This is a genomic window from Streptomyces silvae (assembly GCF_016745505.1).
In the GTDB taxonomy this organism is placed as follows: domain Bacteria; phylum Actinomycetota; class Actinomycetes; order Streptomycetales; family Streptomycetaceae; genus Streptomyces; species Streptomyces silvae.
This window is the reverse complement of the sequence record NZ_JAERUC010000197.1, coordinates 67,117-81,422: the sequence shown is the minus strand read 5'-3', so window position 1 is coordinate 81,422 and position 14,306 is coordinate 67,117. Positions and strand designations below refer to the sequence as shown.

At 72.8% G+C, this 14,306-nt stretch carries 16 protein-coding genes; 7 read left to right on the top strand and 9 right to left on the bottom strand.

Features of this window, described 5'->3' with window-relative positions; translation table 11 throughout:
• Positions 1–455: 455 nt before the first annotated feature.
• Together JKV81_RS33005 and JKV81_RS33000 are read right to left on the bottom strand one after the other, a co-directional pair.
• Complete coding sequence (locus JKV81_RS33005) at positions 456–1,298, bottom strand: DsbA family oxidoreductase (protein ID WP_236058414.1); 843 nt, start codon at positions 1,296–1,298, stop codon at positions 456–458.
• A 50-nt stretch (positions 1,299–1,348) separates the two neighbouring features.
• Positions 1,349–1,783, bottom strand: a complete 435-nt coding sequence (locus JKV81_RS33000) for an RrF2 family transcriptional regulator (RefSeq protein ID WP_099175209.1) — start codon at positions 1,781–1,783, stop codon at positions 1,349–1,351.
• A gap of 152 nt (positions 1,784–1,935) precedes the next feature.
• On the opposite strand from JKV81_RS33000, the gene JKV81_RS32995 reads away from it, so the two are divergent.
• Together JKV81_RS32995 and JKV81_RS32990 are read left to right on the top strand one after the other, a co-directional pair.
• Positions 1,936–2,448 carry a cupin domain-containing protein gene (locus JKV81_RS32995; protein WP_129266398.1) on the top strand — a complete coding sequence of 171 codons (513 nt, stop codon included), beginning with the start codon at positions 1,936–1,938 and terminating at the stop codon, positions 2,446–2,448.
• 149 nt (positions 2,449–2,597) lie between these two features.
• Positions 2,598–2,966, top strand: a complete 369-nt coding sequence (locus JKV81_RS32990; protein ID WP_202079306.1) for a nuclear transport factor 2 family protein — start codon at positions 2,598–2,600, stop codon at positions 2,964–2,966.
• Between the two features lie 7 nt (positions 2,967–2,973).
• Here JKV81_RS32990 and JKV81_RS32985 read toward each other — a convergent pair whose 3' ends face one another.
• The 4 genes from JKV81_RS32985 to JKV81_RS32970 all read right to left on the bottom strand — a co-directional run bounded on the left by JKV81_RS32985 (position 2,974) and on the right by JKV81_RS32970 (position 6,983).
• The gene (locus JKV81_RS32985) at positions 2,974–3,780 is read right to left on the bottom strand and encodes a helix-turn-helix domain-containing protein (RefSeq protein ID WP_202079357.1); all 807 of its coding nucleotides are present in this window, start codon (positions 3,778–3,780) and stop codon (positions 2,974–2,976) included.
• Positions 3,781–3,917: 137 nt separating this feature from the next.
• Positions 3,918–4,256 carry a P-II family nitrogen regulator gene (locus JKV81_RS32980; RefSeq protein WP_129266400.1) on the bottom strand — a complete coding sequence of 113 codons (339 nt, stop codon included), beginning with the start codon at positions 4,254–4,256 and terminating at the stop codon, positions 3,918–3,920.
• 38 nt (positions 4,257–4,294) lie between these two features.
• Positions 4,295–5,581, bottom strand: a complete 1,287-nt coding sequence (locus JKV81_RS32975; RefSeq protein ID WP_202079304.1) for an ammonium transporter — start codon at positions 5,579–5,581, stop codon at positions 4,295–4,297.
• Positions 5,582–5,765: 184 nt separating this feature from the next.
• Entirely contained in the window at positions 5,766–6,983 is a 1,218-nt protein-coding gene (locus tag JKV81_RS32970) for a right-handed parallel beta-helix repeat-containing protein (RefSeq protein WP_202079302.1), read from the bottom strand.
• A gap of 261 nt (positions 6,984–7,244) precedes the next feature.
• Here JKV81_RS32970 and JKV81_RS32965 point away from each other — a divergent pair, with 261 nt between their 5' ends.
• Together JKV81_RS32965 and JKV81_RS32960 are read left to right on the top strand one after the other, a co-directional pair.
• Positions 7,245–8,717 (top strand): AlkA N-terminal domain-containing protein, encoded by a 1,473-nt coding sequence (locus JKV81_RS32965; RefSeq protein WP_202079300.1) that lies wholly within the window; start codon positions 7,245–7,247, stop codon positions 8,715–8,717.
• 115 nt (positions 8,718–8,832) lie between these two features.
• Positions 8,833–9,351, top strand: coding sequence for a methylated-DNA--[protein]-cysteine S-methyltransferase (locus JKV81_RS32960; protein WP_202079297.1), 519 nt, complete (start codon positions 8,833–8,835; stop codon positions 9,349–9,351).
• A gap of 36 nt (positions 9,352–9,387) precedes the next feature.
• On the opposite strand, the gene JKV81_RS32955 is transcribed toward JKV81_RS32960, so the two are convergent.
• Complete coding sequence (locus tag JKV81_RS32955) at positions 9,388–9,969, bottom strand: TMEM165/GDT1 family protein (RefSeq protein ID WP_099175216.1); 582 nt, start codon at positions 9,967–9,969, stop codon at positions 9,388–9,390.
• 317 nt (positions 9,970–10,286) lie between these two features.
• Between JKV81_RS32955 and JKV81_RS32950 the strand changes: the two genes are divergently transcribed.
• On the top strand, positions 10,287–10,700 hold the full coding sequence (locus JKV81_RS32950; protein ID WP_129266406.1) for a (2Fe-2S) ferredoxin domain-containing protein: 414 nt from the start codon (positions 10,287–10,289) through the stop codon (positions 10,698–10,700).
• Complete coding sequence (locus JKV81_RS32945) at positions 10,697–11,587, top strand: glycoside hydrolase family 16 protein (protein WP_129266407.1); 891 nt, start codon at positions 10,697–10,699, stop codon at positions 11,585–11,587. Before JKV81_RS32950 ends, JKV81_RS32945 begins: the two co-directional genes overlap by 4 nt.
• Positions 11,588–11,606: 19 nt before the next feature.
• On the opposite strand, the gene JKV81_RS32940 is transcribed toward JKV81_RS32945, so the two are convergent.
• Both JKV81_RS32940 and JKV81_RS32935 read right to left on the bottom strand, forming a co-directional pair.
• The gene (locus JKV81_RS32940; RefSeq protein ID WP_124275665.1) at positions 11,607–12,335 is read right to left on the bottom strand and encodes an SIR2 family NAD-dependent protein deacylase; all 729 of its coding nucleotides are present in this window, start codon (positions 12,333–12,335) and stop codon (positions 11,607–11,609) included.
• Positions 12,336–12,460: 125 nt separating this feature from the next.
• Complete coding sequence (locus tag JKV81_RS32935; RefSeq protein ID WP_129266409.1) at positions 12,461–12,955, bottom strand: NUDIX domain-containing protein; 495 nt, start codon at positions 12,953–12,955, stop codon at positions 12,461–12,463.
• A gap of 131 nt (positions 12,956–13,086) precedes the next feature.
• On the opposite strand from JKV81_RS32935, the gene JKV81_RS32930 reads away from it, so the two are divergent.
• Entirely contained in the window at positions 13,087–14,202 is a 1,116-nt protein-coding gene (locus JKV81_RS32930; protein ID WP_202079295.1) for a glycerate kinase, read from the top strand.
• The last annotated feature ends 104 nt before the right edge of the window (positions 14,203–14,306 follow it).

Sequence of the window (14,306 nt, the reverse complement as noted above, 5' to 3'; positions counted from 1 at the left end):
GGAGGCGGGGGAGCGTGAGGAGGGGAGCGCGGCACTCGCACGAACCGTCGTCGCGTATGCGGGCATGCGTCGTCGAGGCGTCGGCGCACGGCAGGGCAGGGGCGGGTCCGGTGGGGGCGTCGAGGAACTCACGGCCCCGTACGGGGATGCGACGAACGGGCGCGACGGAAGGCGGGGAGCCGGCGCGGGGCACAGGCGCGGATCAGCCGGCCGAAGGGCGGCCGGTACTGCCGACGGAGGTCAGGCGGCGCCTGTGGAGCGAGGGTGGTGAGCGGTCAGCGACAGAGCGCGCTGGAGGTGCGCCGCAGGTCCACGTAGCGGCACACCACACCGGGGTGCGTCGTGAGCATGGGCTCATCCTGGCGGCAGGCGTCCTCGGCTGTCAATGGACACCCATTGGTGTCTCATTCAGCGGGACGGGGCTCAACCGCAGCTCAGAGCGGTACGGGAGGGACTCAGCCGGCCGTGGGACGCGCTGACGCCTCGTCAGGATGCAGCCACAGAGGGCCGTTCCCCGTCTCCCGCCGGACCGCACCGGGCGGCGGCCACACCCCCTCCGCCAGCAGAGGGCGCTCCGGTTCGGTCAGGCTCCCGTGGCGCTCCAGCGCCTCGGACGGGGAGAGCGGCGCCGAGACGCCCAGCAGTCCCGGCCGCAGCTCCTCGACGGCCGCCGCGTACGTCTCGTACGGCCGCCAGCCGGGGACCGCGCGGTACGCCGGCCCGGCGCGCAGCAGGAGCGTCGGCAGCGCATAGCGGTACCCGCCGTCGAGGGTCTCCTTCGCCGCGCCGGGGTGCGGCGATCCGCTGCGTACGGACAGGACTTCGGGGACCGGCCGCCGCGCCTCCGCACGGTCGGCCCGCACCCGCTCCAGGGCGCCGGGCGAGCCCGCGTCGGACCTCAGCCGGTCCTCGTCCAGGCCCGGGACTCCGCGCGCGGCGGCCACCGCGGCCTCCAGGGTGTCCGCCGGCTCGCCCCGCACGAAGACCGACTCCCGAAGCCGCCGCAGCACCCGCTCGGCGACATCGGCGCCCTGCGCCTCGGCAGCCACGGCCACCAGCGACGACGGCCAGGAGCTGGCCGCGACACGGCTCAGCCGGGCAGCCCGTGGCGCGCGGGTGTGCGAGGTGATCCGCTCGACGTAACCGGCGTAGTACGCGGTCTCGGCCGCCGGATCGGGCGCCGGGTCGTCCTCGGCGTCGAAGAGGATCGCGTACGCGCGCCGCCAGCGGACCCGGCCGGCCAGCGCGGTCCGCAGCCTGCGGAAGGCGGGCTCCGACCCCCAGGCCCAGGGGCACATCGGGTCGGTGTACTCCACCACCTCGACCGGCGGGGCGTCCGGGGCGCCGGTCACGCGGCACCGATCGCGGAGGGCTGTTCGCGCGCCCCGGCGGGCAGCAGCGCCGACAGGGTCAGCGCCCCGAGAACCGCCGCGGCGTCCGACTCGACCCTCCTCCACACCCCGGGCAGGCCCACTGCGGGGCCGGGGTAGTCGAGCCCGGTCAGCGGCTGGCCCCGCAGGGTGATCAGCTCACCGTCCACGGCGCGTACGACGTCGAGCAGGGCGATCTCGTCGGCGGGTCTGCCGAGCCAGTAGCCGCCTTCGCAGCCGCGCTGGCTGCGCACCAGACCGGCCCGGCGCAGCTCGCCCACCACGGATTTCAGGAACCTGAACGGAATCTCCTGCGAGGAGGCGATGGCCTCGCAGGAGAGCGGACGGCCGGGATCACTCGCGAGCTCCAGAAGGGCGCGCGTGGCGTAGTCCGCCTTCGCGGAGATATGCATGCCCACATCATGCCCCGGCGACGGGCCGCGGGCGAGGCTCTTCCGGCCGATCCCCTCCGGCGTCGCGCCTCGTGTTGCGGGAACATTGCCGCAGGTGAAGCGGAATGGACACCTCTTGACATCCTTTTCGGCGCCGACCTAACGTCCCTGCCATGAGCGAGCCGTTGACGACCCCCGGAGAAGGCTTCCACCCGCATCTCCACGAAGCCGAGGGCCGCGCGGCGGCACCCCTGCGCACCCGTCTGCACCACATCCGCGCCGACGCACTCGACGGGGACACGGCGCAGACCGGCGGCATGCGCCGGTTCAGCGCCGTCAGCGGGAAGACGGTGGGTTCCGAGAAGCTCTGGATGGGCCAGACCCACGTGGCTCCCGCGACCTCCTCCTCCGACCACCACCACGGCGAGTCCGAGACCGCCATCCATGTGGTCAGCGGACACCCGGAGTTCGTCTTCCTGGACGACTCGGGGGAGGAGCCGGAAGAGGTACGGCTGCGCACCTCGCCCGGCGACTACATCTTCGTCCCGCCGTTCGTGCCGCACCGCGAGGAGAACCCGGACCCCACCGAGGAGGCCGTGGTCGTCATCGCCCGCAGCACCCAGGAGGCCATCGTGGTGAACCTGCCGCGCCTGTACGCCCTGGACCCGGACGCCACGACCGGCTGACCCTCCGGGCCCGGGTGCGCGCTTTACCTCAGCGGTAATCGACCCTCCCGGACGGCTGCGCCAGGCTGTCGGTACGCAGGGCGGGGAACGACCGGTCCTGCCGCGGACGCACCGCCCGGGTGCGCCGGCACCGACGAGAGGACACCGCCGTGACCATCCACGAGGACGCAGTCGAGCGCTACTTCGCCGCCTGGAACGCCGCCACCCCCGAGGACCTGGCCAAGGCGGTCGCCTCGGCGTTCACCGAGGACGGCACCTACACCGACCCGCTGGGCGAGGCCAGGGGCCACGAGGGGATCGCGGCGGCCGTCACCGGCGCCCACCAGCAGTTCCCCGGATTCACGTTCCAGCTCACCGGCACGCCGGACGCGCACCACGACCTGGTGCGGTTCACCTGGGACCTGGTCTCCACCGCCGACGGGTCCGCCCCCGCCGCCGGCTTCGACGTGATCACCCTCGCCGAGGACGGCCGGATCGCCCATGTCGCGGGCTTCCTGGACCGCCTGCCCGGGGCGTGATCACCCGTCAGCCCATGACCCGGAGGGCGGCAGCCGTCTCCGGGTCGGCGGGCAGGAACGTCTCGACCGCCAGCTCGGAGACGGTCACATCCATCGGGGTGTTGAACGTCGTGGCGGTCGAGATGAACGACAGCACCCGGCCGCCCGCCTCGATCCGGAGCGGCAGCGCGTACGGGTGAGCGGCCGGGCCCTGCCCGTCCGGCCCCGTGCGGGTGCTGCCGGGCGGCGCGGGATAGGCGGCGACCTCCTCGTACAGGCCGCGCAGCGCGTCCGCGGAGCGCAGCGTGGCCTGCCGGTCCATCCGCTCCAGCAGGTGGGCACGCCACTCGCCCAGATTGCGGATCCGAGGGGCCAGGCCCTGCGGGTGCAGTGTCAGGCGCATGGCGTTCAAGGGCGGCTCCAGCAGGTGGGGAGCCACCCCGTCGAGCAGCATCAGCACGCCCTTGTTCGCGCTCACCACGTCGTACATCCCGTCCATCACCAGGGCGGGGAAGGGCTCGTAGGCGGTCAGCAGCTGATCGAGACCGGCCCGGAGCGTGGTCATCGCCGGCGCGGTCAGCGAGGTCTCCGGATAGGAGGGGGCGTAACCCGCGGCCATGAGGAGCGCGTTGCGGTCGCGTACGGGGACGGCGAGCTGCTCGGCGAGATGCAGCACCATGGAACGGCTCGGCGTGGACCGGCCGGTCTCGATGAAACTGATGTGGCGTGCCGAACTGTCGGCCCTCAGCGCCAGTTCGAGCTGGGTGACCCCCCGCAGCTTGCGCCAGCCCCGCAGCAGGCTCCCGACGTTCACGTCATCGACCGTCCTGGTCATGGCAGTCGTCATGGCAGGACGGTATCCGATCCGGGCGGCAGCACCCGGGGGATGCCCCGGAGCGGTCCACCGGCGGTCAGCCGTGGAGCGCGCGGCCTCCCGGGCTGTCGCCCGTGAAGCGCTGACCCGCCGGCCCCCTAGAGCGCCGCAGGCCCCCGCTCGCCCGTGCGGACCCGTACCGCCGTCTCCACGGGCACCGCCCACACCTTGCCGTCGCCGATCTTTCCGGTGCGGGCGGCGCGGACCACCGCGTCCAGGACCGGCTCCGCGTCGGCGTCCTCGACGAGCACCTCTATACGGATCTTGGGGACCAGATCCACCCTGTACTCGGCACCCCGGTAGACCTCGGTGTGGCCGTGCTGGCGCCCGTACCCGCTGGCCTCCGTGACGGTCATCCCGTTCACGCCGAGGTCCTGCAGAGCGGTCTTGACCTCGTCGAGGCGGTGCGGCTTCACGACCGCGGTGATGAGCTTCATGGGGCGGTGCTCCTGTCCTTGGGAGAGGCGAGGGGTGCTCAGTGGCCCGGGGGCTGCGTGGCGGCATGACCCAGGCCGCCGTGATCGTAGGCGCTCTCCGCGTGAACTGTCTGGTCCAGGCCCGTGAGTTCCTCCTCCTCGGAGGCCCGCACCCCCATCAGCCGGTCGATCGCCCGGCCGATCCCGTACGTCATCAGGAAGGTGTACGCCGACACGGCGACCACCGCGACCGCCTGCCGGGCCAGCTGGCCGACCCCGCCGCCGTACAGCAGACCCTCCGCACCGCCCGTCATCGTGGCCGTCGCGAACAGCCCGATGAGCAGCGTCCCGACGACGCCTCCCACGAAGTGCACACCGACGACGTCGAGGGAGTCGTCGTAGTCGAAGCGGAACTTCCACGCGACGGCGTACGAGCAGACGACACCCGCCGCGAGTCCGACGACGGTGGCCCCCGGCACGCCGACCGTTCCGCACGCGGGTGTGATCGCGACCAGGCCCGCGACCACACCCGAGGCCGCGCCGAAGGTGGTCGGGTGACCGTCGCGCCGCTGCTCCACGAAGAGCCAGCCCAGCAGGCCGGTGCATCCGGCGACCAGGGTGTTGAGGACCGAGGCGGCCGCCAGCCCGTCGGCGCCCAGCGCCGAGCCGCCGTTGAAGCCGAGCCAGCCGAACCAGAGCAGGCCGGCGCCGAGCATCACCATCGGCAGGTTGTGCGGCCGCATCGCGTCCTTCTTGAAGCCGATACGCGGCCCGATGACCAGGGCCAGGGCGAGACCCGACGCCCCGCAGGTGATCTCCACGACCAGGCCGCCGGCGAAGTCCAGGGCACCGAGGGAGTCCGCGATCCACCCGCCGGGCCCCCATACCCAGTGCGCGACGGGAACGTATACGAGCAGGGTCCACAGCGGTACGAAGGCCAGCCACGCCGCGAATTTCATCCGGTCGGCGATCGCCCCGCTGACCAGTGCCGCGGTGAGGATCGCGAAGGTCAGCTGGAACGTGGTGAACAGGAGGGTGGGCACGCTGCCGGTGAGGTCGTCGGGGCCGATGCCGACCATGCCCACGTGGCCGAGGCCGCCGATGAGCCCGGCGAACGTGTCGTCGCCGAAGGCCAGTGAGTAGCCGGCCATCAGCCACACGACCGTGACCAGGGCGATCGACACGAAGCTCATCATCAGCATGTTGAGGACGCTCTTCGTACGGACCATGCCGCCGTAGAACAGGGCAAGGCCCGGCGTCATCAGCAGGACGAGAGCGGTGGAGGCGAGCAGCCAGGCTGTGTCTCCGGTGTCGAGGCCTGCCGAGGCCAGGGTCACGGGGGTCAAGAGGGGTCCCTCCTCGGGGCGGCGCGGGGTCCGGCCCGGAGAGGGTCCCGGTCGCGCGTTTCGCGGAGGGCGCCGTCGCGTTTCCGGGATGTTTCATTGCGTCAAGGTGACCGAAACCTCACCGTGGAGGGGCACACCGGGCCCGTGCCGGTGTGCCCCTCCACGGTGAGTACGAAGCGCGGTGCTACGGCGTCACCTTCTCGCCGCCGAAGGTCACGACGAGGGAGCCGTCCGCGGCGAACGACCAGTCCATCGCGCCGGTGTAGGCGGAGCAGGACGAACCGTTCGAGCCGGTCCAGAACTGGTTGGAGCTGTCCGCGTCGCCCACCGTCTTGTCGTTGGAACCGTCACCGCTGCGGCAGGACACGTTGTCGCGGAACACCGAAGTGCCCTTGTCGAAGGAGAAGTTGCGCTCGGCGTTGTCGATGCTGACGTTGCCCGACACGCTCATGGAGCCCGGGTTGCTGTTGTACGTGAACCCGTGGTGCCCGTTGTTGTAGGCGATGTTGCGCCGTACGACGTGGTCGACCTCGATGTCGTCGCCGCCCAGCTTGTAGCCGTTGCGGTCGCCGTCGGAGTTCACGGTCCCGTCGGACAGGGTCCCGTTGTCGTAGGAGAGGGAGTCCTCGATGGTCACCGGGCCGATGGGACCCGTCTCCGACTTGGTGTAGAGGTCCCAGCCGTCGTCGATGTTGTTGTGGGACACGGTGTAGCGGAAGACGTTCCCGGGGCCCGAGGTGAGCTTCGAGGCGAAGCCGTCGGCGTCCTCGCCGTCGGAGTCGGCGTTGTCGTGGGACTCCGAGCTCAGGATGAGGTTGTCGGCGGGCCACTCGTCGTCGGGGGTGTCGGAGGCGATCCGCGAGATCTGGAGCCCCGAGTCGTGGTTGAAGCGCGTGATGACGTGCTCGATGACGTTGTGGCTGCCGCCGACGAAGATCCCGTTGTCCCCGGCGTGCTCGACGACGATGCCGTCGATGTGCCAGTACGCGCCGTTCACGGCGAGCCCGCGGTTCGCCGGGTCCTCGCTCATGGCCGAGAAGTTCAGGACCGGGGTCTCGTCCGGGTAGGCGGCGAGCGTCGTGCGCGCGCCCGACGTGCCGTCGTTGCCCGGCGGGATGGTGACCGTCTCGGAGTACGCGTACGTCCCGCCGCGCAGGTAGATCGTCCCGCCCGGGGTGACGCGGCCGATCGCCGAGGCGAGCGTCGTCGGGTCCGACTCCGTGCCGGCCGCGTCGTCGCCGCCGTCCGGCGCCACGTACAGCGCGTCGGCGGCCAGGAGACCGACGGCGCGGGTGCCGGCGGTCTCGGGGGCGGAGGTGGCCTGGGCCATGGTGCCGGACAGGGTGAGGAGCGAGCCGGTGAGCAGGGCGACGCACGCGAGTAAGGGCTTCTTCTTCTGCATCGTTCTCTCCAGATCGGTGCGATGTCCGTCCTGCCCGGGAGTTCGGATGTATGAACGAGCCGTGCGGCGGACACCATGATGAGGGGGGAGCAAGCGCTTTCTGCGACCGTAGGCACCTGTCGTGACCGCGTCAATACATGTGTACGTGATTCGTGTTCATTCACATGAACGGCGAACGGATGGTGGCACCGGGTTCTCCGCACGAGGTCGATGTCGGATTTCCGCCAGCCTTCCGGCCCCCGCGTGCCCGATGCTGGGGGCATGCACACCGACACCGAGCGCTGCGTACGGGCCGTACAGTCGAAGGACGCCCGCTTCGACGGCTGGTTCTTCACCGCGGTCCTGACCACCCGGATCTACTGCCGCCCCAGCTGCCCGGTCGTGCCGCCGAAGGTCCGGAACATGACCTTCTACCCGAGCGCCGCCGCCTGTCAGCAGGCCGGTTTCCGGGCCTGCAAACGGTGCCGGCCCGACACCAGCCCCGGCTCCCCGGAGTGGAACGCCCGCGCGGACTCCGTCGCCCGGGCCATGCGCCTCATCCAGGACGGCGTCGTCGACCGGGAAGGCGTACCGGGGCTCGCCGCCCGGCTCGGATACTCCGCGCGGCAGGTCGAGCGCCAGCTCCTCGCCGAGCTCGGCGCCGGACCGCTGGCGCTGGCCAGGTCCCAGCGCGCCCGGACCGCCCGGGTGCTCATCGAGACGACCGCACTTCCCATGGCCGAGGTCGCGTTCGCGGCCGGGTTCTCATCGATCCGTACGTTCAACGACACCGTCCGCGAGGTCTACGCGCTCACCCCGGGCGAGCTGCGCGCCCGGGCGGAACGCGGGGCCCGCACACCGGCACCCCCGGGCGTCATCGCGCTCCGGCTCCCGTACCGCGCCCCGCTCAACCCGAGCAATCTCTTCGGGCACCTCGCCGCGACCGCCGTCCCCGGAGTCGAGGAGTGGCGCGACGGCGCCTACCGCCGCACGCTCGCCCTCCCGCACGGCCACGGCATCGTGGCGCTGTCCCCGCGGGCGGGCCACATCGACTGCCGGCTCTCCCTCACCGACCCGCGCGACCTCACCCAGGCCATCAGCCGCTGCCGCAGACTCCTCGACCTGGACGCCGACCCGGTCGCCGTCGACGACCAGCTGCGCGCGGACCCGCTGCTCGCCCCGCTGGTCGACGCCGCCCCGGGGCGCCGGGTGCCGCGTACGGTCGACGCCGCGGAATTCGCCGTACGCGCGGTCCTCGGCCAGCAGGTCTCCACGGCCGCCGCCCGCACCCACGCGGCCCGCCTGGCCGCCGCCCACGGGACTCCGGTCGAGGACCCCGAAGGCGGCCTGACCCATCTCTTCCCGGGCCCCGAGGCACTGGCCGGGCTCGACCCCGCGACCCTCGCCCTGCCGCGCAGCCGCCGCACCACGCTCACCACCCTGGTGGCCGCGCTCGCCGACGGGTCCCTGAGCCTGGACGAGGGCGCCGACTGGGAGAGGGCCCGCGCGGAACTGGCCGCACTGCCGGGCTTCGGCCCCTGGACCGTCGAGGTCATCGCCATGCGCGCCCTCGGCGACCCGGACGCCTTCCTCCCCACCGATCTCGGGATCCGCAGAGCGGCCGGGCACCTCGGCCTGCCCGCGACCCCCGCGGCGCTCACCACCCGCGCCGCACGGTGGCGCCCCTGGCGCGCGTACGCCGTGCAGTACCTCTGGACGGTCGACGACCACCCCATCAACCACCTGCCGGTCTGAGACCACCTGCCGGTCCGAAACCACCTGCCTGGTCCGAGACCACCTGCCTGGTCCGAGACCACCTGCCCGCCCGAGACCACCTCCGTCCGACCCGACGCACCCCGAAGGACGCACCATGACCGCCTCACCCGCCCCCGCCCGGCTGCACACGGTCGCCGACAGCCCGTACGGGCCCCTCACCCTGGTCGCCACCGACGGCGTCCTGGCCGGCCTCTACATGACCGCGCAGCGGCACCGCCCGCCGGAGGAGACCTTCGGCACCCCGGACCCCGGGCCCTTCACGGAGGCACTCCGCCAGCTGGACGCCTACTTCGCCGGCGAGCTCACGGAGTTCGACCTGCCGCTGCATCTGCACGGCACGCCCTTCCAACGCAGCGTCTGGGCCGAGCTCCGGCGCATCCCGTACGGCGAGACCCGCTCCTACGGCGAACTGGCCGAGCTCCTGGGCAAGCCCGGCGCCTCCCGCGCGGTGGGCCTCGCCAACGGCAAGAACCCGATCGGCATCATCGTCCCCTGCCACCGCGTCATCGGGGCCTCCGGCGGTCTCACCGGCTACGGCGGCGGGCTGGAGCGCAAGCAGCGGCTGCTCTCCTTCGAGCGGGGGACGCACGACGCCGTACCGGCGTTGTTCTGAGAGCCGGTACGGCGTGACGGGGGAGAAGCGGGGGGATCAGACGAAGATCTCGGTCACCGTCCAGATCGCGAGACCGAGCATGCACAGACCGCCGATGCGCTGCACCGTCTTCAGCGGCACCCGCTTGGCGATGAACCGCCCCGCCAGCAGCGCCAGCGCGGACACCGACATCAGGGCGATGGCCGACCCGATGGCCGTGGACCAGGCTCCGTTGCTCGCGGCGAGGTTCGCGGTGGTGATCTGGGTCAGGTCACCCCACTCGCTGATGAACACCGCCATGAAGGCGGTCGTGTAGACCGGCCAGAAGCCGGTGACGGTCTTGATCTCCTCGTCCTCGTCGTCGTCCCCGCCGCCGCCGCGCAGCAGCATGAACGCGCCGAAGGCGAAGAGGGAGGCCGAGACCACCTTGACGATCCAGTCGGGCAGCAGACCGAGCAGCCCGCCCGCCCCGACCGCGATGGCGACGTGCACGATGAACGCGGAGGACGTACCGAACCAGACGTAGAGCGGGCGCATGCGGGTGCCCATGGCCAGCGAGGCGAACATCGTCTTGTCGGGGAGCTCCGCGAGGAAGATCAGCCCGAAGGCGGTGATGATCGCCAGGGGGTCGAGATGCATTCCGGGTGGCTTTCTGTGAGAGCCGGGCCCCGGGTCTTCCGCGAAGTGCCGCTCGGGCTTTTTCGGAGGACCACTCGGCCCGGCATGACCGCAGCACCCGCAGGACGCGGGCGTGTCATACCTGACCGAAGGTCTCGCCCGCCCGTAAGGATCTACGGGCCCGGCCACCGGGAACCCGGAGGTTCCAGTGTGTCGACGACCGGTTTGCGGGGCTACTCCCCTTCGCAGCCATCCACACTACCTCACCCGATCGGCGGGCGAGCGGCTCGGTACAGTCCTACGGTGATCAGCGACGACGCCCCCAGGAGTGCCCCCGCATGAGCCACCGACCGCGCAAGGCCGCTGCCGGGACGGGGCCGTCCCGGCCCACGGTGAGCGTCTGCCGTGGCTGCTGCTGCGGCACCCCGAAGATCCCGGGCGTCGACCACGCGGGCCAGCTCGCCGAGCTGCGCCGGTCCCTCGACGGGTCCGCCACCGTGCGCGCGGTGGAGTGCCTGGACGCCTGCGAGCAGGGCAACGTCATCGTCGTACAGCCGTCGGCCGAGGGCCGCCGCGCCGGGGGCCGCCCGGTCTGGCTCGGCCTGGTCAACGATCCGCACGCCGTCGCCGACATCGCCACCTGGGCGGGGGAGGGCGGCCCGGGCCTCGCGGACCCGCCGGAGATCCTGGACCTCTACACCTTCAGCCCCTCCCGCCGGATCCGCGCCGGGCTGGACGGTGCGGGGGCGTGAAGGACCGGGCACGCGGCGGGGGCCGGGCGGCGCACCGGTGGACCCGTGTGGCACTCGTGCTGGCGCTCGGCGGACTGCTGGGCGGATGCGGATCCGCGCCCGGGCCCGCCGGTCCTCCCACGGCCGGGGACGAGCCGTTCTGGCAGGCCGAATTCGACGGGGCCGCGGGCACCCGGCCCCCGGAAGGGGCCTGGACGACCGAGACCGGGAACCGGGACGCCGAGGGCTGGGGCAACAACGAGCTGCAGTACTACACGGACGACGCGGCCAACTCCGCCCTCGACGGCGCCGGCCACCTCGTGATCTCGGCGAGGCCCGCCCCCGCGGGGTCCGACCTGCCCTGTTACACGCAGGAGTTCTGCACCTGGACGTCGGCCCGGCTGACCACCGGGGGCAAGGTGGCGCTCACGCACGGACGCGTGGAGGTCCGCGCGAAGCTGCCCGTCGGCACCGGACTGCTGCCGGCGATCTGGATGCTGGGCGACAACGGGGTCGAGTGGCCCGGACAGGGAGAGATCGACATCTGCGAGGTGGTCGGCGGGGAACCGCGCACGGTGTACGGCACCGCGCACGGGCCGACGTACTTCAACGAGAACGGCATCGGCGCCTCCACCACCCTCGCGGCCGACGCCTCGGAGGGCTTCCACACCTACGCCGTCGACAAACAACCGCGCCGTATCACCTGGTCCGTCGACGGGGAGCCGTACTTCGTGCTGACCCCGGCGGAGCTGCCCTCCCCGCGTGACTGGGTCTTCGAACAGGACATGCATCTGTTGCTGAACGTCGCCGTCGGGGGCGACTGGCCGGGTCCTCCCGACGCCTCGACCCCGTCCCCCGCGTCGATGACGGTCGACCATGTGCGCTTCTACGGCACCGGCCACGCCTGACGGTCCGCCGGAGCGCACCTCACCCCCGGTCCGCGGACAGCCGTTCCAGCAGCGCGGGCAGCGCCGTCCCGATGGGCTCGCGGATCGTCTCCTCGGCCAGCTCGTCGTACGGGGTCGGCTCGGCGTTCACCACGATCAGTGAGGCCCCGTGCTCCACCGCGATCCCCGCCAGCGAGGCCGCGGGCTGCACCTGGAGCGTCGTGCCCACCGCGACGAACACCTGGCAGGCCTTGGTGATCGCCATCGCGTCGGCCAGCACCTGCGGATCCAGGCGCTCGCCGAACATCACCGTCGCCGACTTCAGGATCCCGCCGCAGACCGTGCACGGCGGGTCGGGCTCGCCCGCGTCGACCCGGGCCAGCGCGTCCGCCATGGCCGACCGGGCGTGGCACCGGGTGCAGACCACCTCGCGCGCCGTGCCGTGGAGTTCGAGGACCTTGCGGGCGGACAGCCCCGCCAGCTGGTGCAGTCCGTCGACGTTCTGTGTGATCACCCGGACCGGGGTGCCGGATTGCTCCAGCGCGGCCACCGCCCGATGGGCGGCGTTCGGCTCGGCGTTCCACGCGGCACTCTCGCGGCGCATCTGCCAGGAGCGGCGACGGATCTCCGGATCCGCCATGTAGAAGTCGTACGTGACGAGCTTCTCCGCCTCCGGGTCCGTGCGCCAGAGGCCCTGCGGACCGCGGTAGTCGGGGATGCCGGAGTCCGTGGAGACGCCGGCGCCGCTGAGGATCGCGACGAGAGTCATGGCCCCGAGCCTACGGACGGCACCCCCGGGTCCGCGACGGCATTACGGCAGGCCCGCGCACCTGCGCACCCGTCTCACCCCGCGCATCGGTGTCACCTGTCCACCCCTGTCACCCGCGCACCCGGTCACCCCGTGACCGGAGCACCGTCCTCCAGCTCGGCGGCGCCCGCGCCGGAGTCCAGCACCTCCAGCGCCGCCCCGACCCGCTGTGCGAGCCGGTCCGGCAGATACGCGGCGAGGTCGGCGCGGTCCACCAGCCGCCAGGAGAGGAGCTCGTCGTCCTGGATCCGGATCGCGTCGAACTGCTCCTGCGCCAGCACCCCGCCGTCGTAGAGATAGGCGACGATCGGCGGCCGGCCCACGCCGCGCACCCAGTCGACCGCGAGGAGCCGGCCGGGAGCGAGGTCGAGGCCGATCTCCTCCGCCGTCTCCCGGCGCGCGCCCTGGCGCGGAGTCTCCCCCTCGTCCGACTCGACGGTGCCGCCGGGCAGCGCCCAGCCCTCCCGGTAGTTCGGCTCGACGAGCAGGACCCGTCCCCGCCCGTCCCGGAAGAGGGTGGCGGCCCCGGCGAGGACACGGGGGAGGCCGGCGATGTAGGTGGCGTAGTCAGAGGTGGTCACGGAGGCAGCGTAGGGCCCGGTCACGCGGTTTCGGACAGCCATGGGCAGATCAGGGGTGGTCCGGATAGGGTCGGGGCGGCGCGACTGCCTGTTCGAAAGCAAAGGGATGCAAGGTGACGGACGGAGCAGCGATGGAGACCGCCCACGTGCTCGTGGCGGCGGACAAGTTCAAGGGCTCGCTCACGGCCGTACAGGTCGCGGAGCGGGTGACGGCCGGGCTGCGGCGCGTCGTCCCCGGGGTACGGGTCGAGACCCTGCCCGTCGCGGACGGCGGCGACGGCACGGTCGCGGCGGCGGTGGCCGCCGGATTCGAGCGCCGCGAGGCGCGGGTGACCGGACCGCTGGGCGACCCGGTCACGGCGGCGTACGCGGTGCGGGACACCACCGCCGTGGTCGAGATGGCCGAGGCCTCGGGCCTCCAGCACCTGCCCGCAGGGGAGTTCGCCCCGCTCACGGCGACCACGTACGGCTCCGGGGAACTGCTCGCGGCGGCGCTCGACGCGGGCGCCCGGACGATCGTGTTCGGCGTCGGCGGCAGTGCCACGAACGACGGCGGCGCGGGCATGCTCGCCGCGCTCGGCGCGCGCTTCCTGGACGGTGACGGCAAGCCCCTCGGCCCCGGAGGCGCCGCGCTCGCGGGGCTGGCCGAGGCCGACCTGTCGGGCCTCGACCCCCGGCTCGCGGACGTCGACCTGATCCTGGCCAGCGACGTGGACAACCCGCTGACCGGCCCGAAGGGCGCCCCCGAGGTCTATGGGCGGCAGAAGGGCGCCACCGAGGACGACATCGCGGTCCTCGACGCGGCACTCGCCCACTACGCGTCCGTACTGGGACCCGAGACCGCCGAGCTGCCCGGGGCGGGCGCCGCCGGCGGCATCGGGTACGGCGCGCTGGTCGCGCTGGGCGCGCGCTTCCGCCCCGGCATCGACGTCATGCTGGACGTCCTCGGCTTCGCGCCCGCCCTGGCCCGGGCCACCCTCGTCGTCACCGGTGAGGGCTCGCTCGACGAGCAGACCCTGCACGGCAAGGCCCCTGCGGGTGTCGCCGCCGCGGCACGCGCCGCCGGGGTGAGGACCGTCGCCGTGTGCGGGCGTCTCGCCCTGCCGCCGGAGGCACTGGCCGGTTCGGGCATCAGCCGGGCCTACGCCCTGACGGACCTGGAGCCGGACCCCGCGGTCTGCATGGCGCAGGCCGGACCCCTGCTGGAACGCGCGGCCGAGGCGATCGCCCGCGACTTCCTGTCCTGACGCACCGTCATGAGGGGGCGCCGGCGCGCCCGGCGCCCCCTCACGGCTGCGGCGTCAGTCTGAACGTGCACCCCGCACGGCTGCACCGTCAGCCGGAACGCGCA